This is a genomic window from Kibdelosporangium aridum (genome assembly GCF_900176515.1).
Classification (GTDB): domain Bacteria; phylum Actinomycetota; class Actinomycetes; order Mycobacteriales; family Pseudonocardiaceae; genus Kibdelosporangium; species Kibdelosporangium aridum.
In genome coordinates this window covers 645,327-668,740 of the sequence record NZ_FWXV01000004.1, presented here as the reverse complement: position 1 = coordinate 668,740, position 23,414 = coordinate 645,327, and the positions used below count along the sequence as shown (strand labels likewise).

Sequence of the window (23,414 nt, the reverse complement as noted above, 5' to 3'; positions counted from 1 at the left end):
TGGCCGTCGTGCACCTGAGTTTTATCTGTACAGGCAACATCTGCCGGTCCCCGATGGCCGCGATCGTCGTGCGCGAGCACCTGCGGCGCGAAGGCCTGGAAGACAACGTCAAGGTCACCAGCGCGGGCACCGGCAGCTGGCACGTCGGTGACGCCGCGGACAGCAGGGCGCAGAAGATCCTGCTCGACCACGGCTACCCCACCGCGCACGTCGCGGCCCAGGTCGGCGCCGAGCACCTGACTGCCGACCTGCTGATCGCGATGGACTCCGGGCACGCCCGTGAACTGCGCAGGCTGGTCGACGACCCGGACCGGATCCGGCTGTTCCGCTCGTTCGACCCGGCCGCGACGGGCGATCTGGACGTCCCGGACCCGTACTACGGCGGGAACGACGGGTTCCAGATCGTGCTGGCGATGATCGAGGCGGCCACGCCCGGGCTGGTCGAATGGGTCAAGGAGAACCTGTGAGCTCGTCGGCGCTGACGGCGGTCACCGAGCTCACCGGGGTCGAGGCCACGTCAACGCATCGGCTGAGCGGCTCGGTGTACGAGGTCGAACTGGCCGACGGCGACCTGGTCGTGGCCAAACGGCACACCCAGGTCTCGGCGGTCCTGGCCGAGGCCAAGTCGCTCGACTGGATCGCCGAACCGGGCGTTGTGCCCGTGCCCGCGGTTCGTGGCCACAGCGACCACTGGCTAGTGATCGAGCAGATCGAGCCGGGACAGCCTGCCGACGCCGAGGCGTTCGGGCGTGGCCTGGCCGCACTGCACCTCGCGGGCGCCCCGGCATTCGGTTCGCCGCCGCCCGACGGACCAGCGGACGCCTGGATCGGCCTCGCGCCGATGTACAACGGGCCGGTCACCTCATGGCCCGAGTTCTTTGCCACACAACGCATCGAGCCGTATCTACGGCGTACGACGTTGCCCTGGGCGCCTTTTGAGGCGGTGTGCGCCCGCTTGCCCGACCTCGTCCCCGAGGAACCGCCCGCTCGGCTGCACGGCGATTTGTGGTCAGGCAACGTGCACTGGGCCACCGACGGCCGCGCCTGGCTGATCGACCCCGCCGCGCACGGCGGCCACCGCGAGACCGACCTCGCGATGCTGCAGCTGTTCGGCTGCCCGATGCTGGACCGGGTGCTGGGTGCGTACCAGGAGGTGTACCCGCTGGCCGACGGCTGGCAGGCCCGAGTCCCCCTGCACCAACTGTTTCCGCTGCTCGTGCACGTCGTGTTGTTCGGCGGCGGTTACGCCAGCCAGGCGCTGTCGGCGGCTAGGGCAGCGCTGCGGTGAGGTCGAGCTCGACCAGCTGACCGCGGTAGCCGAGCTGGGCGACGCCGAGCAGCGTGCTCGCTGTGGTGAAAGCCTCAGCGAGCCCGGACTCGGTCAGCCGAGCCCACACCCCGGCGAGGGTCTCTTGTTCATGGCTGACGACGTAGATCACTGAGCGCACGACATCGCTGGGCTTGGCGTCGACCGCGGCCAGGGCGGTCATGGCGTTGGCGACGACAGCGTCGATCTGGGCTTCAAGGCCGCCTTCCACGACCTCGCCTTCCTTGTTGAGTGGGCACTGACCTGCGAGGTAAGCGGTCCGGCCGGCCTCGACCACGGTGATGTGGTGGTAGCCGGGTGTCTGGTGCAGTTCGGGCGGATTGATCCGGTTGATCCCCATCAGCCCATCATCGCCGCGATCAAGGGTCAGGTGCGAGGACTTTGGTCCCGGGTGGTTACGGTGGAGTGGTGCGACTGCGGAACCTGCTCAGGCCGGGGTGGCTGGGACTCACGGCGCTGGTGATCATTTTCGCCACGGCGTGCTTCACCCTGCTCGCGCCGTGGCAGTTCCACCGGCACGAGGCACGCAAGACGCAGAACGACGAGATCACGGCGTCGCGCACGGCCGAGCCGCAGCCGTGGCAGCCGGGCGTCACGGAGTGGCGGCTGGTCACCGCGACCGGCGAGTTCCTCCAGCAGAACGAGGTCATCGCGCGGCTGCGGACCGTTCAGGGTGAGCCCGCGTTCGAGGTGATGGTCCCGTTCCGGCTGACCGACGGCCGGATCGTCCTGGTCGACCGGGGTTTCCTGCGGCCGCAGCAGTCGAAGGTGCCGGCCTACGCGCCCCCGCCGGTCGGCCAGACCCAGATCCTGGCACGTCAGCGCAACGACGAGCGGAACCCGGACAACCGGGACGCCTTCGTGGACGAGAGCGGCAAGCGCCAGGTGTGGGCCGTCGACTCAAGGACGGTCGCCAGGGCCACGGGCCTGCGGATCGAGCCGGGGTATCTGCAGCTGGAGATCAAGACGCCCGGCGTGCTCGGTCCGCTCCCCCTGCCTGAGCTCGACGCGGGGCCGTATTTCTCCTACGCCCTGCAGTGGATCGCGTTCGGGGCGATGGCGGTCCTCGGCTGGCTTTACTTCACGTGGCGCGAACTGCTTCCCGGCGGGACGTTGAGCACCGAACGCCCCAAGAAGAAATCAGTCGCGGAAATGGTCGCAGAAGAAGAGGCCGCGGAACGCGAAAAGGCCACCACCTAACCGCCGCAACTGCTTCCGCCACCACCACAGCTGCTTCCCGAAGAGCACGACGACGAAGACGACGACGAGTCGCTCGACGAAGACGACGAGGACGAGCCGCCAAAGCCCCATCGCATGGGATCGGTCGACGCGAGCGCGACCGAGATCGTCGCGTCGGGGAAAGCCGCCAGTCCGCCCAAAGCCACGATCCCCGCGACCCCGGTCAATGCCGCGACGGGCATCCGCAGGTGAGCGTTCTCGGCGAAACTGCGCAGCCCGCGACGAAACTCCGCCCCTGCTGGGGTCTCCTTGACCTTGCCCGCGCTGAACCATCGGGCGAGCAGCAGTCCGAACGTCACGATCAGGCACGCCCACAGCAGATCCACCGGCCGCGACAAGCGGATCCCGTTCACCAGCCGCGCGATCCCGATCCCGAACACCACCAGGATCGGCAGGTTCATCACGGACACCTGCGCGAACGTGTTCGCCTGGATCAGCCCGCGGTTCGCCAGCGAACTACGAATCGCCCGGATCGCGGGATGCCTGCGTAGCAACAGCTTGACGATCCGAGCATTGCCGCGCCCGCGCCGCAGTGATTGCAATATCGCTTGTTCCAACGATGTCCGGCCGGCGATACCAGTGGCGTGCAAGGTGCCAGACCGATCCACACGCACAGCACCGGTTTGCAACAGCTGCGCGATCGCGACGTCGACAACCCGGAACGGACCGCCACGCATGAAGGCAACTTCCTCCACTGTGACCGGACCGGTTGGACGTTCACGAGGCCACATCACCTTGCGCAGCACGAAACCGAGAAGGAACGCGACCACGACTCCGCCGATGTACAGGCCGATGAACTGTGGTCCGGAGATTTCCCACGGTTCCATGTTTCCCTCCCCGGGTCGCCGGTCATCGTAGACGGCCGGGGAGGGAAAACGGCCTATTTCACAAACGGCCCGGACATCGCCTTCAGCAGCGAGTGTGACGAGTCGTCATCGGACAGTTCCCACATGAACGTCCCGATCAGCCCGGCCTTCTTGGCGAACTGCGCCTTGATCCCGATCGACCTGGGGTTTTCGTAGCTGAGGAACTTGCGCTCGGCCGCGTTGTAGAGCCATGGCGCCTGCGCGACCGGGTGCCAGAACTGCGTCCACGCCTGATCGGGCAGCAGATCCTGCTTGATCGTGCCCCAGCCGCCTGGCCAGAAGGCCGACCCGTAGGACTGGTAAAGGCCGTTCTGCGTGCCGGGCTCGTTGACGATGAAACCCCTGCCGTAGAAGGGAACCCCGAGCACCATCTTCGTACCGGGCACGCCGTGGCGCTTGTAGTACTCGATCGCCGCGGTCACGTTGTTCCAGCGCCGCATCGGCTGCCCGAGCGGGTCGTCGGCGACCTCTTTCATGGGTGCGTTGAACGTCGACACGGCCGAGAAGCCGGTGCCCATGTCGTAGGTCATCACGTTGATGAAGTCCATGACCTTGGCCAGCTCACCCAGTTCGAAGCTCAGCGCCGGGTCGTACGGGCCGTCGGTCTGCAGCCTGCCGGTCGGCAGCGCACCGGTGACGAGCTTGCCCGGACCGAGCTGGCGGCGGAACTCCTTGGTCAGCAGGGTCATGTTCCGCTTGTCCTGCGGCCGGTCGGTGATCTCGGCCGGGCCGCCGTACACCGGGAACTCCCAGTCGATGTCCACGCCGTCGAAGCTGCCGCGGTACTGCACGAAGAACATGTCCACGCACGACTTGACGAACGCGGCACGCGAAGCGGGAGTCAGTGCCGCGTCGGAGAACCCGCCCGCGCCCCAGCCACCGATCGAGATCAGCGTCTTCAAGTGCGGCTTGGCCTTCTTGAGCCGGGCCAAGGCGGCGAAGTCGGCAGGTGCTCCGGCGCCGGCCACACACTTGCCGTTCTCGATCGTGGAGAACGCGTAGAACAAGTGCGTGAGGCGGTCGGCCGGGATCTGGGAGACCGGATAGTTCTGGCTGTTCCAGCCCGCGTAGTAGGCACCGATCACCGGCCGTGCAGCAGCCGAGGCGGTGTTGGCACTGGTCAGCACTCCAGCCACCATCAGCACCGCGAGCGCTGACGCACGCAAAGGGGACACAAGGGAAGTCACCTGCCAATCTTCCCGGGAGTAGCCACCCGTGCACAGTAGGTAGGCGAGATTTTGTCAGCGCCTGCCGAACAGCGCCAGTACCGCGGCCGCCGCACCGGCCAGGCCGCCGACCACCCGGGAAAGTTCAACCGCACGTGTGACATGTCCGGCGTCCGGACTACGCCCTGTTCCGAGAACCGGCCGTTCTTCCACACCGTGCTTGTACACAGTTCGCCCACCCAGGCGAATTTCCAGCGCTCCGGCGAACGCCGCTTCGACGCGGCCGGCGTTCGGACTCGGATGCGCCTTCGCATCCCGTTGCCATGCGTGCCAGGCGCCTTGGGCCGAGCCGCCGACCACGGGCGCTCCTGCCACGGTCAACGCCGCGGCGGCCCGAGCGGGCACGAAGTTCACCACATCGTCCAGTTTGGCCGAGGCCCAGCCGAAGTTGCGGTACCGCGGCGAGCGGTGCCCGACCATGGCGTCCATCGTGTTCACGGCCCGATAGCCGAGCAGCCCAGGCACGCCGAACACCGCGCCCCAGAACAGCGGCGCGACCACGGCGTCGGATGTGTTCTCCGCCACGGACTCCACCGTCGCGCGCGCCAAAGCGGTCGCGTCCAGCGCCTGCGGATCACGGCCACACAAGTTGGGCAAACGCTTGCGCGCCGCGTCGACATCGCCGGCGTCCAGCTCACGGCCCATCGACGTGCCCTCACGGGCCAGCGACTTGCCGCCCAACGCGATCCAGGTCGCGGTCGCGGTGGTCACCACGCGCAACAACGGGTGACGTCGCCCAATCCGTTCTGCCGCAATGCCGACAGCCACGGCCGAACCGGCCAGCACACCCGTGTACACCGCACCCGGCAGCTTGCTGTCCCGGTAGGCCAAGTTCTCCAAGCGCTGCGCCAGCGCACCGAAACCCGCCACCGGATGCCGCTTGCGCGGATCACCGAAAACACCGTCCGCGACGACGCCCAGCAGCAGCCCGACTGCTCTACCCGCGGTCACCAGTCCTCCCAGCCCCTACCCAGTAGACGAACCGTAGCGCCGCCAAGATCAGCGTCAGAAGCTAGGGTGCTGAGCCGTGAACCCCGAGCAGCAGGACCGTGCGGCCGATGTGCCCGCGCGCTCGAACACCGACCGGCTCGGGCTGTACGCGTATCTGCAGGCCAGGGAGCACAAGGCGACGTACCTGGCGATCATGCGGCTGTTCACCGCGACCCTGCTCGCCGACCTTTCCGCAGGTGACGTGGCCGCGGCGCTGGCTCCAGCGGAGCGCGACGGCACGGTCGAACGCGGCGAGTCACGCATCGAGAACGTGATCACGCGGCTCAAGCAGCTGGTCGAGTGGGGCAACCTGGTGCAGGGCCGCCGTGAGGTGGTCGCCGCCAGCATCGCCGAGTTCCAGCACGGCAGCGTCCGATACCAGGTCAGCAAGCTGGCCGTGCGCGTGCAGCGAGACGTCGACGAGCTGCTCCGGGTCCCGGAAGGCGCTCGTGAGGTCTCCCGTGAGCTGCTGCCCGCGATCGAGCGCGGCCTGAGCCAGCTCGGCAAGTCGCTGTCGAACGCCGTGAGCCAGGAGCAACGGGACGCCGAGTCCGCCGCCGCCCAACGGGCCCGCGAACTGCTGTCCGAACAGGTCACGACCCTGTTCCTGCAGCACGCCGAGCTCGCCGCGACCGTTCGTGACTTCTACGCCTACCTCGGTCAGGTCGTGACCCGCCATCACCTGGCGGCCGACGAGATCTCCGGGTTCCGCAACCTCCTGGTCGAATACATCCAGAAGGTCGTCGAGGACGTCCTGCGGCAAACCCCGGCCATCGCCGAGCACCTGACCGGCCGTTTCGCCGCGGCTCGCCCGGAGCTGCTGAGGCTGCTGGGCCCGACGGACGGCCTCGGGCCCTCTGTCGAGCGCGCCAGGGGCCGTAGCGCCGCGGACTGGCAGGAGCTCACGGACTGGTTCGTGGACCGCCCTGGACGCCCGTCGCAGGTCACGGTCCTGCGTGAGGCAACGGCACGCGCGATCGGTTCGTTGCTCGCAAGCGTCAAGCGCGCGACCGCCGGTGGCGGGTTGTTGCCGGGGCGCCGCGCGGAGTTGCTCAAGCTCGCCAAGTGGTTCGACGACAGCACGCCCGCGCAAGCCGCGCAGATGTACGCGGCCGCGTTCGGGTTGTACTCGTCACGACACGTCCTACCAGCGCCTGAGCACGACTCGGACGACGAGCGCACGCCATGGAGCGAAGGGCCTGTCTGTGACGTGACGGTCAGCGTGCGCAGCCGTAGCGACCGTGGAGCGCGCGGCCGTACCTCACGGATCATGGACGACCCGATCACCGAGCAGTCGCTGCTGGCCGATGCGCGGCGCGCCGACGAGCTCAGGGCGGCTGACGTGGCCGAACTTGTCGCGGCGGCACCGAAACTGGACCAGGTGACGCTGTCGCCCGGCGCTCTCGGCGTGCTCTGCGAGCTGCTGACCATGGCGATGGCGCAACGGGAGAGCTCGCAGGACTCCGGTTCGGCCGAGGACCAGGTCCGTGGCCTGACCGTGCGGATCGAGTACGCCGAAGGCGAGACCGCAACGGTCCGGTCGACCGGTGGAACGTTGACACTGCGGGATTCCCGGCTGGTGGTGGGATGAGGCTCAGCGCGGCCGACCCGCTCGACGGGCTGGCGGATATCGACGCGGCCAACGTGGTGCGCTGCGCCCGTACCCTGCTGCGCAGGCCGTTGCTGCGGCTCGGCGGGCCGGACGGCGAACTGCTTCCGTTGGTGTACCGGCATCGTGTGGTGCTCGGCGAGCTGTTCACCGCGTTGCTGGGCTACCGGCTGGTCGTGGAACGCAAGTTCGCGCGGCTCTACAAAGCCGGTCCCGGCGAGGATTCCACCCGCGGAGTGCAGGAGCTCTCGCCGCGAGGCTACGCGTACGTAGCGTTGACCATGGCCGCGCTGACCGGCACGGGACGCCAGGTTCTGTTGTCCCGCCTGGTGTCGGACGTCCGCGCGGCGGCGATCGAGGCGGGCATGCAGGTCGTGGACACGATCGCCGACCGGCGTGCTTTGACTGCGGCACTACGGCATCTGGTGTCGTTGGGTGTGCTCACCGAGACCGAGGGCACGGTCGGCTCGGCCAGTTCGGACGCACCGGCCGAGGCGTTGATCACAATCGAGACCGACCTGCTCGGCCAGTTGCTCGCCGGGCCGGTCGGGGACGCACAGGACGCCGGGCACCTGGTGACGCTGGCCGCCCGGACCGCTCCGCGCCGGGTGGACTTCCAGGTGCGCAGGAAGATCGTGGAGACACCGGTGGTGCTGTACGCCGATCTCGCCGAGGACGAGCGGGAATGGCTGCTGCGCAACCAGAGGCGCGAGTCGTACCTGCTCGAGCGGTGTTTCGGGCTGTACACCGAGACCCGGCTCGAAGGCATCCTCGCGGCCGATCCGGAGGAGTACCTCTCCGACGTGATGTTCCCGGGTACCAGTACAGTCGCACGAATCGGGTTGCTCGCACTGCCCGATCTGCTCAGCCAGGACCCTCCGGCCGACGACACCGAAGAGTCCCAAGTAGACAGTGCTGGGCGACGCCCGGTCACCGCCGACCGGGTTCGTGAGGTGTGCGAACGGCTTGTGGCCGACTACCCGGCTGCCTGGTCCCGCCAGGCGGCCGAGGATCTCGACGGGATTGTCACGGAGGTGCTGGCGCTGTTCGTCCATATGGGACTTGCAGTCGCCGACGGCGAGCGGTGGTGGCTCTCGCCTGCCGCGGCTCGTTGGTGGCCTGAGCCCGATGGTGACCCGGAGCGCGAGATCGCTGAACCTGCCCCAGAACCCGAAGTACCGGGGTGGTCATTGTTCGACGAGGAGGGCGGGGCATGACGGATCGCTGGCGGTTGCACCGGGGCGGGATCGTCAACGTCTGGCAGTACGCCGAACAGACCTTCGACTTCTCCGGCGGGCGCGCGATCTTCCAGGGCACCAACGGCTCCGGCAAGTCGCGCACGCTCGAACTGCTCCTGCCGCTGTGCCTGGACGGCGACCTGCGGCAACTCGGTTCGAAGGGCTTCGACACGGTCAGCATCCGCAGGCTGATGCTCGACGACTACGACGGCGGCCCGAACCGGATCGGCTACGCCTGGGTCGAGCTCAAGCGCGAAGGACACACCCTGACCTGTGGTCTTGGCGTGAAGGCGTCCAAGACCTCGCAGCAGATCTCCGACTCGTGGCGGTTCATCACGCCGCAGCGCGTGGGCATCGACTTCCAGCTCGCCGGTCCCGACCGGGTGCCGCTGGGTTCCGCGCAGCTGCGTGAAGTCCTTGGCGCCGACTGTGTTCTGGAAGAGGCGGCGTTCCGCGCCAAGATCGCCGAGACGGTCTACGGTGTGCCCGCGGTCCGCTACGGCGACCTGCTGCACCTGCAGCGGACCCTGCGTAACCCGGACGTCGGCCTGAAGGTGCTGGAAGGCCAGCTCGAGCAGATCCTGTCGGACGCGCTGCCGCCGCTGGACGCGGCCATGATCGAGCAGCTGGCCACGTCCTTCGACGACCTGGAGTCGATCAGGGAGAACATCACCCGGCTCGGCACGGCCGACAAGGCGTTGCGGACGTTCCTCAAGACGTACTCCGACTACGCGCTGGCCGGGCTGCGCTCCGCGGCTGATCGGTTGAAGGCCAGTGAGGACAACGTCCGCAAACTGGGCGCACAGTCCAAGAAGCTGACCGCCGAGCTGGAGAAGGCGCGCTCAGAGCGTGCCGAAGCCGAACGTGCCGAGCAGGAGCTGGAAGGCGGTGAGCAGCAGGCCGAGGAGACCATCGGCGCGCTGAAAGAGCTGCCCGCTTTCCGTGACCTGCAGGACTTGCAGAGCCGCGAGAAGCTCGTGGCCGCCTCGCGTTCGGCCGCGACAGCCGCGTTGGACGTGGCCAACAAGCAGCGTCTGGCCGAGGACGCTGCCGTCGACGGCGTGGTGCGGTTGCTGCGCCGATTGGCCCAAGACCTCGACTCCGCCGGGGAATTCGGCGAGTCGCTGCGGATTGCCTTGCAGGCGGCCGGTTTGGACACCACGCTGTGCCCGACGCTGCCGCGGATGGCCGAGAGCGAAAGCGAGACGATCACCGAGCGGGTCCGCGCGAAGCCGGACCCCGAGGCAGAGCCGCTGCCCATCGAGCGCAAGGTCCCGCCTCCCGTCGCAGGTGACGAGCTCCTGACCGCGCTGACCGAGGCCGCCGAGCGGGCGGGTCGCGCGGCGAAAGAAGCCAGGCAGCGCAGCGCGTTGACGCTCGCCTTGCACCAGCAGGCCTTGGAGCAGGAGAAACAGGAACAGCACGTCGAGACGCTGCGCTCGTCGGCCCGTGCCGCCCAGCTGGAGGCCACCGAGGCAGCCGGTCGGCGTAACCAGGCCAACCAGGAACTGATCACCGAGTCCGACGTGTGGCTCGAGCAGGTCCGTTCCTGGTGTGCCGCAGGGCCTTTGCAGACCGCGAAGCCCGAGCGCCAGCTGCAACTGCCGTCCGTTGAGGACTTGTCGGCCAACCCGGCGCAGGCTCGCGAGCTGACCACTGCCGCCCGTCAGTGGACCGCGCCTCTCGTGCAGACCGCGCGTGACGCGGCCCACGCTGCTTCCCAGCGCCGGACCGAGACCCGCGACGCCATCGGCGAACGGGACGCCGAGCTGGCTGCTTTGCGTGCCGGCAAGGAACGTTCGCCCGCTGCCACGGTCACCCGTGACGAGTCCACCGGGGCCGCTTTCTACCGCTTGGTGGACTTCAAGCCGGACGTCTCGGAGGCCGACCGGGCCGGGCTGGAGTCCGCGTTGGAGGCCAGCCGCCTGCTCAACGCGTGGGTCACGCCCGAAGGTGCGGTCCCCGATCTGGAGGACGTGCTGGCTTCTCCCGGCGCTGCGGTCGACGGCCCGTCGTTGGCGGATGTGCTTGTCGCCGTTGAGGTTCCGGACAGCCCGGTGCCCGCTGCTCACGTCTCAGACCTGCTGCGGAGCGTCGGGTTGGGTGACTCCTCGGCCGCCTTGGCGCTCTCGGCCGACGGGCATTGGCGTGCGGGCACGCTGCACGGCCGTGGTTCGAAACCTGCGGCGGAGTTCGTGGGCGCGGGAGCCCGTGCGGCCGGACGGCAACGCAGGATCACCGAACTGGAAGAGGAACTCGCAACGCTGCGGACCGAACTGCAGGCCGCGGAAGAACAGCAGCGCTCAGCGAACGACGTTGTCGCGGAATGGGAACGGCACCTGGAGAAGTTCCCCGGCGACGAGGAACTGATCGCCAAGCACACCCGGATGCGCACGGAACAAGAGGCGACCGAGCGCGCCAACAAGCACGCCCAGCAGCTGCGCGAAGAGCACGACCAAATGCAGAACCGTTGGCAGGCAACAACTGCCGACCTGCTGCGGCAAGCAGGCGACGCCGGCCTGTCGCCCCGCTCCGAGGATCTCCGCCAGGCTCAGCAGGCTGCGGCCGAGGCGTTGGGCGCCGCGGAGCGTCTCGCCGAAGCTTTGCGCCAGCGCTGCCGTGGCACGATCGAAGACCTGGTCGACGCCACGCACCGGTACCACACGGCCGTAGCCGACCGGACCACCGCGGAATCCGACGCGGACCAGCGCTGCGCCGAATACGCGGCCCAGGCAGGAACATTGTCCGAGCTCACCGGCTCGGTCGGCGGTGAGGCCAAGGAGATCGCGGCCCGGTTGGCCGAGCTCGAGCAGTCGCGCAAGCAGATGCGCGTCTCGTTGAAGGACATCCGCGAGAAGATCACCGCGCTGCGGGAACAGGCGGCGAAGCTGGACGCGCAGTTGGAAGGCGCGACTGAGCAGTTGGCGTCGTCCGAGGAGATCCAGGCCAACGCGTATCGCCAGTTCACCGCCGTGGTCCAGGCTCCTGGTGTGCTACCGGCCGCGTTGCCTGAGCTGGAAGAGACGGACCTGGCGGCTGTGCGGGCTGCGGTTGTCGAGGCTGCGGACCGTAAATCCGCTGGTGAGACGGCCGTGATCACCAAGCTTCAGGACCTGCAGACAGCTTTGGCAGGCGGCTACGACATCGCCGCCGAGGAGCACGCGGGCCTGCTGACGGTCTCGGTCGCGGGCGAGGAAGGCGGCCGTCCGGTGGCGCAGGCCGCCAAGCAGGTCTCGACGAAACTGGCGGAACAGCGCGGTTTCCTGGACGAGCAGTATCAAAGGATCTTCGCCGACTACCTGATCAGGGATCTGGCGGAGTGGCTGCGCGGGCAGATCACCGTGGCGGAGGACTTGGCCCGGCGGATGAACGAGGTGCTCGGCCAGGCGAAGTCGTCCCAGGGCGTGCACGTCCAACTGGAGTGGAAGCCTTCCGCGGCCTTGGACGACGAGACTCGTCAGGCGTTGTCGCTGGTCCGGATGCCGTACGGCGAAAGGACTTCCGCGCAGGACGCGACCTTGCGGCGCGTATTCACCGAACGGATCGAGGCCGAACGGGACACGCATTCCAGCGGTTACGCGGAAATCCTGTCGCGGGCGCTGGATTACCGCTCGTGGCACGCTTTCACGGTCCGCGTGGCCGACACCGGACCTGATGGCGGGCAGCGGGTCCGGCGCTTGCGCCAGTTGTCTTCCGGTGAGACGCGGCTCGTGTCCTATGTGACGCTCTTCGCTGCGGCTGCCGCGTTCTACGACGCGGTGAGCAGCAACTCCGAGGACTTCAACCCGTTGCGGTTGGTGTTGCTGGACGAGGCCTTCGAACGCCTTGACGACCCGACCATCGCCCGAATGCTCGGTCTTCTGGTCGACCTGGACATGGACTGGGTCATCACGTGGCCAAGCGGCTGGGGCGTGTCCGACAAGATCCCGCGCATGCACATCTACGACGTGCTGCGGCCGCGGAACGGGCGTGGGGTGGCGTGCACCCAGACCACATGGGACGGCTCAGCGATGGACCGGATCGACCCATAGGTCATTGGTCACCCGCGATGACAACTCGTCGGTCATCGCCTGCTCGAGTGCCGCCGTGGACAGCGTCCGAGCCAGCTCACCGAAGCTGACGCTGACCATCAGGCGGTCGGCGGCGGCGTCCATCTCGTCAAGCCGAGTGCGTTGTGCCTAATTGGACACAAAAGGGCCCAAAAACATGGCAACAAAAACTCGGGCCGGACCATTGCGGGCGCGATCTACCGCGTACTGCCTGGCGTAATTCGCGTACTACTGATCCACTCGTGATCATCGGCGAATGGCAGCTCAGATGGGCGCAAACGGACTAGCACTGACATTCTTTGCCGGAGCTCTCGTCAGCACAGTCCTAAACCGTTCGGGTGATGCTGAGGCCGAGTCGCAAATTCAGGAACCGTTTCTGTGCCACTCTCACTATAGTTACGCTGGGTTGACAACCCTGGCGCAGCATGTGACGGGGAGGAGCGCGAGGTGCCTGTTGGGGAGCAGGGACCCAGAACCGCCGAACAGCAGGTCCGGTTCGAGGTCGCGATGGACAAGACGTTGCGTGCGGTCACGGGCATTCTCGGCACGGATTACGAATCTCGAGCCGTTGGTGGAGGTGGTACCAACGGCAAGTGGGTATTCACCAGCCTGGACCAACTGGACACCTTGATCAAAAAGTGGACCGGTGTCCGGGACGCGATTCGGCGCCGCCGAGACGAGATCCTCGACGCACGATCCTTGGTCTACCCGCCAGCCAGTGATGTGATGAGTCGGCTACAGGCGGAGGCATTGAAATCCTCGCTCGACGCGATGGAAAAGCACGCCGACAGCATGTTCAGGTATGCGGACGCGTATGTGAAAAAGCTTGAGGAGACCCGAACCGCATACACCGCCACCGAAAGCGGCAATACCGGCCGCATGAACAACACCTGTTAGGACCACGGATGCGTCGAAGACTGCACAGGTTCGGGCTCGCAGCGATCGCCATAGTGATGTTGGCCGGTGGATGCACACTGACACAGGCTGGCTCACCAGTCTCACCGCCAGCCTCCGCCCCCGAAACGACAACTCCTGGCCCTCACAACAGGTATGGAGCTCCGGCGGTAACCAATCCACTGGATGCCGCCAAGTTCCTCGCGCAACCCTGTACAGCTTTGAGCACCTCGCAACTGGCGAGCCTGAACCTTGGTGCAGAAGGTGAAGCCGACACCACTAGCGCAGTGGCCAGAAACGCCGGACCGAGTTGCAGCTGGAAGAACAGCAGCATCGCCTACTACGTCCATCTGACCTTCATGACTGGCAACAAGAACGGGCTCGCGGACTTCTACCGGGCGCACCGGGATGGCGACTTCCAGGCCTATTGGATCGAAACCACCGTCGACGGATATCCCGGAGTCTTCAAGGATGTCCGCGACAGCAGACCCACCGGTTCTTGTGATCTCGCAGTGGGAGTCTCGGATGTTCTGACGTTTCGTACGAACGTGCAGAGTCGCGAGGGTGAGAAGTCCTGCGATCAGGCCAAACAGGCTGCTTCTTTGGTACTCCAGACGCTGAAGGCTGGTGGTTGACGTGTTCATGTCGGCCGAGCAGATCTATCGGAACTTCACGCAAGCGCGGGGCGGGGAAGGGCTCGCTAATGCTGCGGCGATCGTGAAGGAACTTGTCGCTGAGTACGAGCAGCAGGCTGATGAGATCATTCAGTTGACGTCGGCTATGGAATCGGCTTGGCAGGGGGATTCCGCTGGGGCCGCGCAGCGGGGTGCTGGGCCGTTGGCGGTTGCTCATGCGTTGGCTGCTCCGGAGATCAATGTCGCGCAGGATCTCTCCATGCGGCAGGTTGGGTCGTTTGGTGATGCCAAGAATTCCGTCCGGCCTGTTCCGCCTGAACCTGCTTTTCCTGATCCGTGGATGATGGTCACTTCTTCGGATGTGGGTGCGACGTACAAAGGGCAAGTTGCTGCGTACAACGCCGCGTCCCAGCACAACGTGGACGTGATGAGCGCCTACGACAACGCCAGCTCGTACAACACGACGCGGTTGCCGAGTTCGTACGGGACGCTTTTGGCGGATAACGCTTCGATGAGCGTTGCGTCTCAAGAGGGTGGGCCGGTTCCTCCTGGTGGTGGGGATCAGCCGTCGCCTTTTGGGCGGGGTGGCGATGGGCCTGGCACCGGGAATTCCGGGCCGGCACCGAGGCCGGGTGACGAGCCCAGCCCCGTCGAGCCGCCACCCTCAGGGCCTGGGCAGGGCGGGGCACCACCGCCTGGGCAAGGGGTACCGCCACCTCAGCAAGGCACCAATCCGGGCAGCTTTGTGCCGTCGACCCCAGGAAGTCCTGGTTCGGGGTCGCCTGGTGCGGTGCCGGTCACCGGCGGGAACAGCAGCACGCTCGGACCGATCGGCGGCAACCCGCTCGGCCAAGGCGGTGGCGCGGCATCCAGCGCCGGACCGGGACCAAGGACAGGAGCGGGCGGCCAAGGCAGTGGAGCAGGGTCTGGCAACCAAGGCCGCGGCGGAACTGGATCCGGCGCGCCCGGTTCAAGCAGCGGCGCGGGAGGCCGCACCGGCGCTGGACTCCCCCATAGCCAGGCCGGCGCCGGGCGCGGCCACCTAACTCCAGAAGGGCCTCGAGGTGCCACACGTGGTGGACCGGGCGGAACGCCCATGGGCGCACTTGGTCCTGCGAGGGGCAGCGAAGACGAAGAACACGAGCGAGCCTCCTTCTTGCAGGAACCCGATCCGGAAGCGATCTTCGGCACGGACGAGCGGACCGCGCCGCCGGTGATCGAGTAGTGCTCCCGAGACCAGTGCGGCTGCCGGTAGACGCGTTGGCAACCCTGCTCCGGCAGGAACGCATCGGTGAGTTGCCCGAGGTGCTGGCGCCTGCCGCGGTGTGGCGGCCCCGCGACGAGGTCCAAGCCGCACAAGCCAGCGCCTACGAAGAAGCGAAGCGACTGGGCTGGCTGGACCGTCATGGACGGCTGGACGTCGACGTAGCCGCAGCATTGTCGGTGCTCTGCCGCGCAAGTGTCGAGTACTACGGATGGATCGCGAGGCGAAGGAGCATTCTCGCCGCCGCCACCGGTCGGGAAGCGATTCTGGCCGTACGGGACGACACCGAAATCTCCTTGCGGAAAGCCAAGGCGAGCAAGCTGGCCGAGGCGTTGGTCGGCCAGCTTCCGGACATGCGCCCAGGTTCTGGCACACCGGTCTCCGTCCCCGTGGACGAACTGCGTGCGGCCGCTCGGAAACGAAGACCTGCCCGGCCTGATCTGCGACAGGTCCTCCAAGTCATGGCCCAGCCGTCGGCGGGCAGCGGCGAACTCTGGGTGGCGGTCCGGGATTCCTTAGGCCGTCGCACGGAAGTCACGCACCCGCTGCGGTACGCCGACACAAAATGGGGACGATTCCTCAACCTGGCAACGGTTTCCAGCGGCGGCGACCTTTGGTTGACGGTCGCGCCCGCGTCCCCGAGCGAACTGGTCACTCGCTTGCGGAGCCTTGAACGCCTCCTCGGTTAGCGCCATGCGCGGCTTGCAGGCGCGCTACCGCGTCGGCCGGGATCGAAGCCAGCGGCCACGGCCACGGCGCACACCAAGGCCACGCCTCGGGCGAACGCCACGAAACGCGCGTTCGCCCCCACTCGCTCCCACTTGACCGTCATTCACCTACGCTGCGCGCCGCGAGCCGGGCGCGCAACTGGTCCAGGACCTCCGGGCTGCCCGGCACCGAAGTCCGCTGGGGCTCGCCCATCTTCAGTACCACCCAGATCAGCAGCCGTCTCGACGGCGGCAGCGGCTTGCTTTCGAAGTCCCTGATCTCGAACCAGTCGTACGTGCGGGTGTGGTACGGCAATCGGATCCGCACGCCCCGCTGGCTGACGTACAGGCCCATCGTCCGGATCCGCCAGCCCACGACGAAGGCGAACAGGATCGCGACAAGCGTGTATGACGGTGCGAACCCGTAGACCACCGAGTCATAGATCTCGAAGCCGACGAGCAGAACCCCGACACCTAACAGGACCAGTCCTCGTTGGCTGTCCTCGCGGTTGGGCACCGCCAGCTCCCAACGATCCATCGTCCCCCCTCATCGCAGAAGTGTGAGGGGAGGATAGATGTCATCTGGCTTGGGCCGCGGCGCGGGAGCGGGCCAACGCACCCTGCAGTTGCCGCAGGATCTCGTGGGCTTCGGCCTCGGACATGAACATGCCACGCACCTCGGGCAGCGACTCGGCGTAGTGCACCGAGGTCTCGATCTCGCTGCCGTCGTGCAGGCGGATCCAGATCGCGTAGCCGCCCAGCAGGCGCAGGCCGGCCATCGGCTTGATCGTGAAGTCCTGGATCGCGGCCCATGCCCAGGTCCTTTGCCGCAGGAGCGTGCGCTTGCGGATGCCTTCCGTGCTGACGTAGAGGTCAGCACGGAACAGCCGCACGGCGGCGGTGGTCCACGCGAGCAGGATCACCACGGCGAACCCGTGGGTCTGCCCACCGGCGGTTGCTTTCTGCAGCGAATCGACCGCGACGATCAGCGCGAACAGGGCGCCGAGCACGGCCAAGCACCCCATCAGTCCCATGAACGCCCAGCGCGGTGCGACCCGTCGCCATTTCAACGTGACTAGCGGTACCAATCAGTCCCCCGACTCGTCGGCATGCGCACAGTGTAGTGAAATCCGGGGCCTCTAGAGTTGGCAGATGGTCATCGTGGTGATGGGCGTTTCCGGGGCAGGCAAGACGACAGTCGGCCTTGAGCTGGCGAAACGGCAGGGCGTGGACTACGCCGAGGCCGACGAGTTCCACCCGCCGGAGAACATCGCGAAAATGTCGTCGGGCACCCCGCTGACCGACGACGACCGCTGGCCGTGGCTGCGGGCCATCGCGGCCTGGATCAGCGACCACCAGCAGACCGGCGGAGTTGTCACGTCGTCAGCGCTCAAGCGCAAGTACCGCGACGTGCTCAGGACCGGCGGCGACGTGTTCTTCGTGCACCTCGACGGCACGCGTGAGCTGATCGCGGAGCGCCTCGCGGCCCGCAAGGGGCATTTCATGCCGCCCGCGCTGCTCGATTCCCAGATCGCCGACCTGGAACCGCTGCAGCCGGACGAGCGTGGTGTGGTGCTGGACATCGACGCCGAACCGGACGAGCTAGTCGAAGCCGCGGTCCGTGCGGCTCGATGACGCGAGGGTCGCGCGCCTGGCGACAGTCGGCGAGGACGGCCAACCGCACATCGTCCCGGTCACGTTCGCGGCCAGGGACGACGTCATCGTGATCGCGATCGACCACAAGCCCAAGTCGACCCGCGACCTCAAGCGGCTGCGCAACATCCGGGCCAACGCGAAAGTGTCCCTGCTCGTCGACCACTACGACGAGGACTGGCGGCGACTGTGGTGGATCCGTGCGGACGGAACCGCACGGATCACCGAGACCACAGCGCGACGGGCCTGGCTGATCGAGAAATACCCGCAGTACCAGGACATCCCGCCCGAGGGACCGTTCATCCTGATCGACGTGACCAAGACGACGTCCTGGTCAGGCGGCGGCCCAGGACTCGAGCATCCGCCGGGCGATGGAGGTCGGCCCGGGCAGCCCTAGCCAGTGCTCGCGGCCTTCAGCTTCCGCGGCAAGGGCTTCCCGCACGACCTCGCGGGCGACCCAGTGCGCCTCCTCGATCTCCCCGTCGGCGAGACGAGTCGGCTGCAGCGGATCGGCACTCGCCGCGAAGCCGAGCATCAACGAACGCGGGAAGGGCCACGGCTGGCTGCCGAGGTACCGGATGTCGGCGACGTCCACGCCGACTTCCTCGCAGATCTCCCTGGCAACGCAGGCTTCCAGCGATTCGCCCGCCTCGACGAACCCGGCGAGCACGGAGTACCGGCCTTTCGGCCAGACCGGTTGCCGGGCCAGCAAAACCTGGGTGTCGTCCCGGTCGTGGACAAGGCAGATCACCGCCGGGTCGGTCCGTGGGTACTCCTCACGGCCGCACTGCGGGCACTGAGTCGCCCATCCGGACTTGACCCGGTCCACCGCGGAACCGCAGTTCGCGCAGAACTTGGCCCTGCGGTGCCAGTTGAGCAACGCGACCGCGGTGGTGAACAGGCCGGCCGCCGTGGCGTCCAAAAAGGACCCCGCAGCCCGCAGGTCGAGCCACTGCTCCCCTTCGGCGTTGCCGATGTCCTGCCATGACCGCCAGTCGAGGCCGGAGTCCGGCGCCGACGACTCGACGGGCAATGCCCAGTAGCCGACGCCTTTCTCCTCACCCAGCAGCAAAGCCTCCGCCGGCGGTCCGTCCCCGGTGGCCTTCTGGAACGCCAGAACCGTTCCGCCGGAACGGATCGGGGTGCGGCCGCGCGGGTCCACAACGAGGACCCGCCCGTCCTGCCACAGCTCCGCCTGCCTGCGCGGGTCCTCCCGTAGCGTCTCCTCACGTTCCACAGTGGAGCGGGAGAGCACCGGGAGGCTGTCGAGCTGGAACGTCACTGCTTCACGTCACCCAGCAGACGCACGTTCTCGAACTGGGCCGAGTCACCGACGATCACACCGGTCCAGTTGACCGGCGCGAAGAAGTCACGGGCCGCAGCCGCGATCTGTTCGGCCGTGACCTCCTGCAGCCTGCCTGGGTACGACACCAGCCACTCGACCCCGAGCCCTTGCGAGGCAAGGCCGATCAGCTGTGACGCGAGCCCGGACTGCGACGCGGTCGCGGTGAGCAGCTGCCCGATCGCGTACTGCCGGACAGTGTCCACTTCGGTGTCCGACGGCGGCGACAGCACGATCCTGGCGAGCTCGTACCGGACCTCCAGCAACGCGTTCGCGGTGACTTCGCTGGCCGTGTCGGTGTCGATCAGCAGGGTCGCGCCACCGGGCGTGAACTCCAGATAGGACCGTGCGTGGTACGTGTACCCCTTGTCCTCACGGATGTTCTCGACCAGACGGGACGAGAAGAACCCGCCGAACGCCAGGTTCGCCAGCTGCAGCGCCGGATACCGGGCATCGGTCCGGGTGATGGCCTGCGCGCTGAGCCGGAACTGCGACTGCACGGCACCGGTACGCGGCACGAACAGCAGGTCGCCGCCCGGAACCACTGGCAGCTCAGGCAGTTCGGTCGCGGTGCCGTCGGCCTGCCAGCCGCCGAGCGCCGATTCCAACGTGGCCACGGCCGGGTCCGGCTCGACATCGCCGACCAGGACGAGCACCGATCCGCGCGGCAGCACGAAATCACGGTGCAGTGCGCGGACCTCGTCCGCGGTGACCTTGGCGACGTCCTCGGCTTCCGGCATCTCACGGGTGGCCGGGTGGTCGCCGTAACGGTGCTTCTGCAGCGCCCGCCGGGCGATCACGCTCGGCTGCGACATGGCCATCGCGATCCGCTCGACCAGCCGCGACTTCTCCCGGCCGACCTCCTCATCGACGTACGACGCCGAGGTCAACGCGTCGCTGAGTACGTCGAGCAATGTGTCCAAGCCGCTGGCCAGTGCGTTTCCGCCGATGCTGAGCCGCTCCGGGTCGACCGACGCGTCCAGCTCGCCGCCGACCAGCGCCAGATCGGTGTCGATCGCGACCCGGTCACGCTTTGCCGTGCCGGAGAAGAACGTCGACGCCAGCACCTCGGCCTTGGCCGCGTGCATCAGGTCCGTGTCGGCGAACGGGATCCGCAGCCGCAGTTCGACCATGGGCACGGCCGACTGCTTGACCACGATCACGCGCAGCCCGTTGGTCAGCGTGGTGTCCACATGGGACAGACCGGTCGCCGCGCGCTGCTCGCCCAACGGCGGCAACGGGCGCGGACCGACCTCGGTACGACCGATTTCCTCGGCAGAACGGTGAGACGTGATGCTCATTCGGCACCTCCAGCCGGGAAGACCTGCAGTACGGCACGCGAGTCCGGGCGCAGCAGCTTGGCCGCGCCGGACACGTCCTGCGGCGTGACCGCCGCGATCCGGTCGGGCAGCTGGTAGATCAGCCCGGCGTCGCCGTACAGCAACTGGAAGCTGCCCAGCCCGAGCGTCCTGCTGACCAGGCGGTCGTGCTCCTTGTGCAGGCTGGAGACCCAGCGTGCGGTCACCTTCGCCAGCTCCTGCTCCGACGGCGGGGTGCTGGCCAGCAGTTCGAGTTCCTCGTCCAGCGCGCCGAGCACGCGGTCGACGGTCACCTCCGGCGAGTACATCGCGGTGATCGAGAACGTGTCCGGGTCACGCGCCTCGAACGGGCCGAACAGCCCGGCACCGGCGTTGATGTCGGTGACCAGCGCTTCCTTGTGCACCATCCGCTGCTGCAGCCGGGAGCCGTCGCCCTCGGTGAGCACGGAGGCGAGCACGAGGTGCGCCAGGTACGCATCCAGGTCGTTGATCGGGTCGGGCATCCGGTAGCCGACGGCCAGCGCGGGCAGCGGCGCGTGCGGGTCCTGGTGCTCGCCGCGCAGTTCGCCCTGGGGCGGCGGTTCGGCGAACGACGGTCGTTGCGGCGTCTCGCGTGCGGGCACGTCACCGAAGTGCCGTTCGACCAGTTCACGGGCCTGCTCGACGGTGAAGTCACCAGCCACGGTGAGCACCGCGTTGCCGGGTGCGTAGTACGTGTCGAAGAAGGCGGCGCAGTCGTCGAGGCTGGCCTGTTCGAGGTCGGTGAAGTCGCCGTAGCCGTTGTGCGCGTTCGGGAACGTCTTGTAGAGCACCGGCGGCAGCAGGATCCACGGGAATCCGCCGTAGGGCCGGTTCAGCACGTTCAGCCGGATTTCCTCTTTCACCACGTCGATCTGGTTCTGGAGGTTCTCCTGGGTCAGCTTCGGCGCGCGCATCCGGTCGGCCTCGAGGAACAGCGCCCGCTCAAGCGCGGCGGACGGGAGCACCTCGAAGTAGTCGGTGTAGTCCGGGTGCGTCGAGCCGTTGAACGTGCCACCGGAGGACTGGACGTGGCGGAAGTGCGCCAGCTTCTCCAGGCTCTCGCTGCCCTGGAACATCAGGTGCTCGAACAGGTGGGCGAAGCCGGTTCGCCCCTCTGGTTCGGATCGGAAGCCCACGTCGTAGTGCACGCTGACGCCGACCACCGGTGATGTGGTGTCCGGCGCGAGCACCACACGCAAACCGTTCGGGAGGGTGAACGTGTGCAGGTCGGGTGCAGCCATGGCACGAGCCTACTTGGCCAGCGCGCGGTCCATCGCCGTGATGAAGCCCGGCAGGTTTCGCCCACCGCTGAACCAGTAGAGCTCGCCCGATGAGGCGAACGCCTCGAGCCACCGTGGCGACTCGCCGAGCACCACCGCGTACGGCAGGGAGCGGGAGAACACCAGCTCACGGTCGTTCTCCGGGATGCTGGACGGAGTCGCTGACTGCAAGTAACCGCGGAGACTACGCACCTGTGCCAGCAGCACGCTGCCGCGCTTGGTACGCGCTGGCATCAGCCGTGCACCGAGCGCGAGCGCGACACCGGCGATGACAACCGCGAGGCCGAGCAGCGCGTTACCGACTGTCAACGCGAGCACTGCGGTCAGCCCGGCTCCTATGAAGGCAAGACCGATACCGACCGCCATCCAACGGGTGCGCTCCTGATCCGGACGGCGCTTGAACCACTCACGCTGGGCAACGTCCGTGTACATCGCGTCTTTGATGCGGTCCATGTCGACGGACAGTGTGGACACGGTGCCGCCCTGTTCCGGAATGGCCTCGTACACCGCGCGCTCGTAGGCGGTCAGCGCGTCGTCGGCGGGGTTGCGGCGGACGATCTGCCAGTCGTCCTGGCTGATCTCCTGGATCCACAAGTAGTTGCGGACCGCGAGGTCCAGCACCGTCGCGGTGATGTCCACCGGGTCCACCCGCTCGTCGGTGACCGTGCCGATCTGCCCGGGAAGTACACCATCGGGTGAAGCGAAGGCGACGCTGTCCTTGTCGCGCACAAGAACGTCGACTGGCCCGACGTCGGTTGCCAGCACCTTCGCGTCCCGGCCGCGCGCGACCCACAGCAGCACGATTCCGCCGAGCAACAACACGGTCAGCCCGAGCAGCCCGAACCCGGAGAACGAGGTGAGAGCGAACGGACCCGTGCCTTTCTCCGGCTCGACGAGCTTGGCGTTTGCCGGGACCGTCCCCAGGGGCAAGCCGACGGCCAGGTCGACGCGGTCGCCCGCGCTGAGATCCGGCACGTCGACGCGAGTGACGCCAGCATTGTCCGTCCTGGCGCGTCTGCAAGGTCGCTCGGTGCCGTACGGGCCGCCGTTACAGCGCACCGAGATCGGGATCTCAGGCGCGATGAACGTGGCGCGCAGCAGGCTGAGGTGGGCGTCCCAGCCGGCCGCGAGCTGCCAGCGCACCTCCTGCCGGTCGCCGAGGTCGATGACCGCACCGTCCACCTGGTAGCGCAGCACCGACTTGCCCTCGCCGACGGACACGGTGAACTCGTCCGCCGTCGCCTGCGCGGAGCCGTTGCCCTCCAGCTTCGGGTCGCGCACGACGAAGACCCGGTCCATCTCGCCTGACTTGATCCGCAGCGGCGAACGGCGGTTGAGCTTCTCGCCGGACCGGACGGTGATCGTCTCCTCGACCGTCAGCAGCCCGTCACGCTCCACTTTGAGCTGAAGCTGGGTGCGCGTCGGGAACTCGACCCCGCCAGCGCCACCACCCGGCTTGGGGTCCGAAGAGGACGGTGGCTGCACCGGGCCGCTCGGCTCGGGAATGATCGGGATGTTCGGGATCGACGGCGGCGGTTGCCCGACTGAAAGCCCAATAGCGGCCGCCAGACCCGCGGCCGCCACCCCCCAATTCGTCAACACGCCTGCGGACGATAGCGGAGCCCGCTTATGCTCACGCTCGGTTGAGACAATTTGGGGGGAGAAAGTGACCCAACCGCCGTATGGGCCAGGTCAGGGCGGGTTCCCACAGCGCGGCTTCCCACCGCCGCGTCCTGTCGCCCCACCTCCCCGGCC

General features: G+C 67.5%; 24 protein-coding genes. 13 read left to right on the top strand and 11 right to left on the bottom strand.

Features of this window, described 5'->3' with window-relative positions:
* Window positions 1-8: 8 nt before the first annotated feature.
* Together B9C43_RS26965 and B9C43_RS26960 are read left to right on the top strand one after the other, a co-directional pair.
* Window positions 9-467, top strand: a complete 459-nt coding sequence (locus B9C43_RS26965) for a low molecular weight protein-tyrosine-phosphatase (protein WP_033380718.1) — start codon at window positions 9-11, stop codon at window positions 465-467.
* Window positions 446-1,288, top strand: a complete 843-nt coding sequence (locus B9C43_RS26960) for a fructosamine kinase family protein (RefSeq protein ID WP_084429780.1) — start codon at window positions 446-448, stop codon at window positions 1,286-1,288. The genes B9C43_RS26965 and B9C43_RS26960 overlap by 22 nt, the downstream gene beginning before the upstream one ends.
* Here B9C43_RS26960 and B9C43_RS26955 read toward each other — a convergent pair.
* A complete protein-coding gene (locus tag B9C43_RS26955; protein WP_084429779.1) occupies window positions 1,269-1,667 on the bottom strand; it encodes a RidA family protein in 399 nt (132 codons plus the stop codon). The two genes, B9C43_RS26960 and B9C43_RS26955, sit on opposite strands and share 20 nt — an antisense overlap.
* 68 nt (window positions 1,668-1,735) lie before the next feature.
* On the opposite strand from B9C43_RS26955, the gene B9C43_RS26950 reads away from it, so the two are divergent.
* Entirely contained in the window at window positions 1,736-2,527 is a 792-nt protein-coding gene (locus B9C43_RS26950; RefSeq protein WP_084429872.1) for an SURF1 family cytochrome oxidase biogenesis protein, read from the top strand.
* Here B9C43_RS26950 and B9C43_RS26945 read toward each other — a convergent pair.
* Genes B9C43_RS26945 through B9C43_RS26935 form a run of 3 tightly spaced genes read right to left on the bottom strand, consistent with a single transcriptional unit; the run spans window position 2,524 to window position 5,609 of the window.
* On the bottom strand, window positions 2,524-3,393 hold the full coding sequence (locus B9C43_RS26945) for a TIGR04222 domain-containing membrane protein (RefSeq protein ID WP_084429778.1): 870 nt from the start codon (window positions 3,391-3,393) through the stop codon (window positions 2,524-2,526). The genes B9C43_RS26950 and B9C43_RS26945 overlap by 4 nt on opposite strands.
* Window positions 3,394-3,446: 53 nt before the next feature.
* The gene (locus B9C43_RS26940) at window positions 3,447-4,619 is read right to left on the bottom strand and encodes a glycoside hydrolase family 18 protein (protein ID WP_235038849.1); all 1,173 of its coding nucleotides are present in this window, start codon (window positions 4,617-4,619) and stop codon (window positions 3,447-3,449) included.
* Window positions 4,620-4,673: 54 nt separating this feature from the next.
* A complete protein-coding gene (locus tag B9C43_RS26935; RefSeq protein ID WP_033380715.1) occupies window positions 4,674-5,609 on the bottom strand; it encodes a cobalamin biosynthesis protein in 936 nt (311 codons plus the stop codon).
* Window positions 5,610-5,685: 76 nt separating this feature from the next.
* Here B9C43_RS26935 and B9C43_RS26930 point away from each other — a divergent pair, with 76 nt between their 5' ends.
* From B9C43_RS26930 to B9C43_RS26920, 3 genes are read left to right on the top strand one after another with little or no spacing between them, the layout of a single operon-like run.
* Window positions 5,686-7,239: a DUF2397 domain-containing protein gene (locus B9C43_RS26930; protein WP_084429777.1), complete on the top strand. Its 1,554-nt coding sequence runs from the start codon at window positions 5,686-5,688 to the stop codon at window positions 7,237-7,239.
* On the top strand, window positions 7,236-8,474 hold the full coding sequence (locus B9C43_RS26925; RefSeq protein ID WP_033380723.1) for a TIGR02678 family protein: 1,239 nt from the start codon (window positions 7,236-7,238) through the stop codon (window positions 8,472-8,474). Before B9C43_RS26930 ends, B9C43_RS26925 begins: the two co-directional genes overlap by 4 nt.
* Window positions 8,471-12,526 (top strand): TIGR02680 family protein, encoded by a 4,056-nt coding sequence (locus B9C43_RS26920; RefSeq protein ID WP_084429776.1) that lies wholly within the window; start codon window positions 8,471-8,473, stop codon window positions 12,524-12,526. Before B9C43_RS26925 ends, B9C43_RS26920 begins: the two co-directional genes overlap by 4 nt.
* Here B9C43_RS26920 and B9C43_RS56885 read toward each other — a convergent pair.
* Complete coding sequence (locus tag B9C43_RS56885; protein WP_160096719.1) at window positions 12,500-12,649, bottom strand: hypothetical protein; 150 nt, start codon at window positions 12,647-12,649, stop codon at window positions 12,500-12,502. The two genes, B9C43_RS26920 and B9C43_RS56885, sit on opposite strands and share 27 nt — an antisense overlap.
* A gap of 402 nt (window positions 12,650-13,051) precedes the next feature.
* Here B9C43_RS56885 and B9C43_RS26915 point away from each other — a divergent pair, with 402 nt between their 5' ends.
* The 5 genes from B9C43_RS26915 to B9C43_RS26900 all read left to right on the top strand — a co-directional run bounded on the left by B9C43_RS26915 (window position 13,052) and on the right by B9C43_RS26900 (window position 16,026).
* Window positions 13,052-13,441, top strand: a complete 390-nt coding sequence (locus B9C43_RS26915; protein WP_143446601.1) for a hypothetical protein — start codon at window positions 13,052-13,054, stop codon at window positions 13,439-13,441.
* 8 nt (window positions 13,442-13,449) lie between these two features.
* Window positions 13,450-14,073 (top strand): DUF3558 domain-containing protein, encoded by a 624-nt coding sequence (locus B9C43_RS26910; RefSeq protein ID WP_084429774.1) that lies wholly within the window; start codon window positions 13,450-13,452, stop codon window positions 14,071-14,073.
* 785 nt (window positions 14,074-14,858) lie between these two features.
* Complete coding sequence (locus B9C43_RS26905) at window positions 14,859-15,119, top strand: hypothetical protein (protein WP_084429773.1); 261 nt, start codon at window positions 14,859-14,861, stop codon at window positions 15,117-15,119.
* 50 nt (window positions 15,120-15,169) lie between these two features.
* Entirely contained in the window at window positions 15,170-15,298 is a 129-nt protein-coding gene (locus tag B9C43_RS59655) for a hypothetical protein (RefSeq protein ID WP_268811589.1), read from the top strand.
* Between the two features lie 14 nt (window positions 15,299-15,312).
* The gene (locus B9C43_RS26900; protein ID WP_160096717.1) at window positions 15,313-16,026 is read left to right on the top strand and encodes an ESX secretion-associated protein EspG; all 714 of its coding nucleotides are present in this window, start codon (window positions 15,313-15,315) and stop codon (window positions 16,024-16,026) included.
* 139 nt (window positions 16,027-16,165) lie between these two features.
* Here the strand turns inward: B9C43_RS26900 and B9C43_RS26895 are convergent, their stop codons facing one another.
* Both B9C43_RS26895 and B9C43_RS26890 read right to left on the bottom strand, forming a co-directional pair.
* Window positions 16,166-16,582 (bottom strand): hypothetical protein, encoded by a 417-nt coding sequence (locus B9C43_RS26895; protein WP_084429771.1) that lies wholly within the window; start codon window positions 16,580-16,582, stop codon window positions 16,166-16,168.
* 40 nt (window positions 16,583-16,622) lie between these two features.
* Window positions 16,623-17,114, bottom strand: a complete 492-nt coding sequence (locus B9C43_RS26890; protein WP_143446600.1) for a hypothetical protein — start codon at window positions 17,112-17,114, stop codon at window positions 16,623-16,625.
* Between the two features lie 82 nt (window positions 17,115-17,196).
* Here B9C43_RS26890 and B9C43_RS26885 point away from each other — a divergent pair, with 82 nt between their 5' ends.
* Both B9C43_RS26885 and B9C43_RS26880 read left to right on the top strand, forming a co-directional pair.
* Complete coding sequence (locus B9C43_RS26885) at window positions 17,197-17,679, top strand: gluconokinase (protein WP_084429769.1); 483 nt, start codon at window positions 17,197-17,199, stop codon at window positions 17,677-17,679.
* Window positions 17,666-18,094, top strand: coding sequence for a TIGR03668 family PPOX class F420-dependent oxidoreductase (locus B9C43_RS26880; RefSeq protein WP_084429768.1), 429 nt, complete (start codon window positions 17,666-17,668; stop codon window positions 18,092-18,094). The genes B9C43_RS26885 and B9C43_RS26880 overlap by 14 nt, the downstream gene beginning before the upstream one ends.
* Here the strand turns inward: B9C43_RS26880 and nudC are convergent.
* From nudC to B9C43_RS26860, 4 genes are read right to left on the bottom strand one after another with little or no spacing between them, the layout of a single operon-like run.
* Complete coding sequence (gene nudC / locus B9C43_RS26875; RefSeq protein WP_084429767.1) at window positions 18,032-18,979, bottom strand: NAD(+) diphosphatase; 948 nt, start codon at window positions 18,977-18,979, stop codon at window positions 18,032-18,034. The genes B9C43_RS26880 and nudC overlap by 63 nt on opposite strands.
* The gene (locus B9C43_RS26870; protein WP_084429766.1) at window positions 18,976-20,340 is read right to left on the bottom strand and encodes a M16 family metallopeptidase; all 1,365 of its coding nucleotides are present in this window, start codon (window positions 20,338-20,340) and stop codon (window positions 18,976-18,978) included. Before B9C43_RS26870 ends, nudC begins: the two co-directional genes overlap by 4 nt.
* Window positions 20,337-21,620: a M16 family metallopeptidase gene (locus tag B9C43_RS26865; RefSeq protein WP_033380735.1), complete on the bottom strand. Its 1,284-nt coding sequence runs from the start codon at window positions 21,618-21,620 to the stop codon at window positions 20,337-20,339. Before B9C43_RS26865 ends, B9C43_RS26870 begins: the two co-directional genes overlap by 4 nt.
* 9 nt (window positions 21,621-21,629) lie before the next feature.
* The gene (locus B9C43_RS26860) at window positions 21,630-23,261 is read right to left on the bottom strand and encodes a DUF2207 domain-containing protein (RefSeq protein WP_160096715.1); all 1,632 of its coding nucleotides are present in this window, start codon (window positions 23,259-23,261) and stop codon (window positions 21,630-21,632) included.
* Window positions 23,262-23,414: the final 153 nt, after the last annotated feature.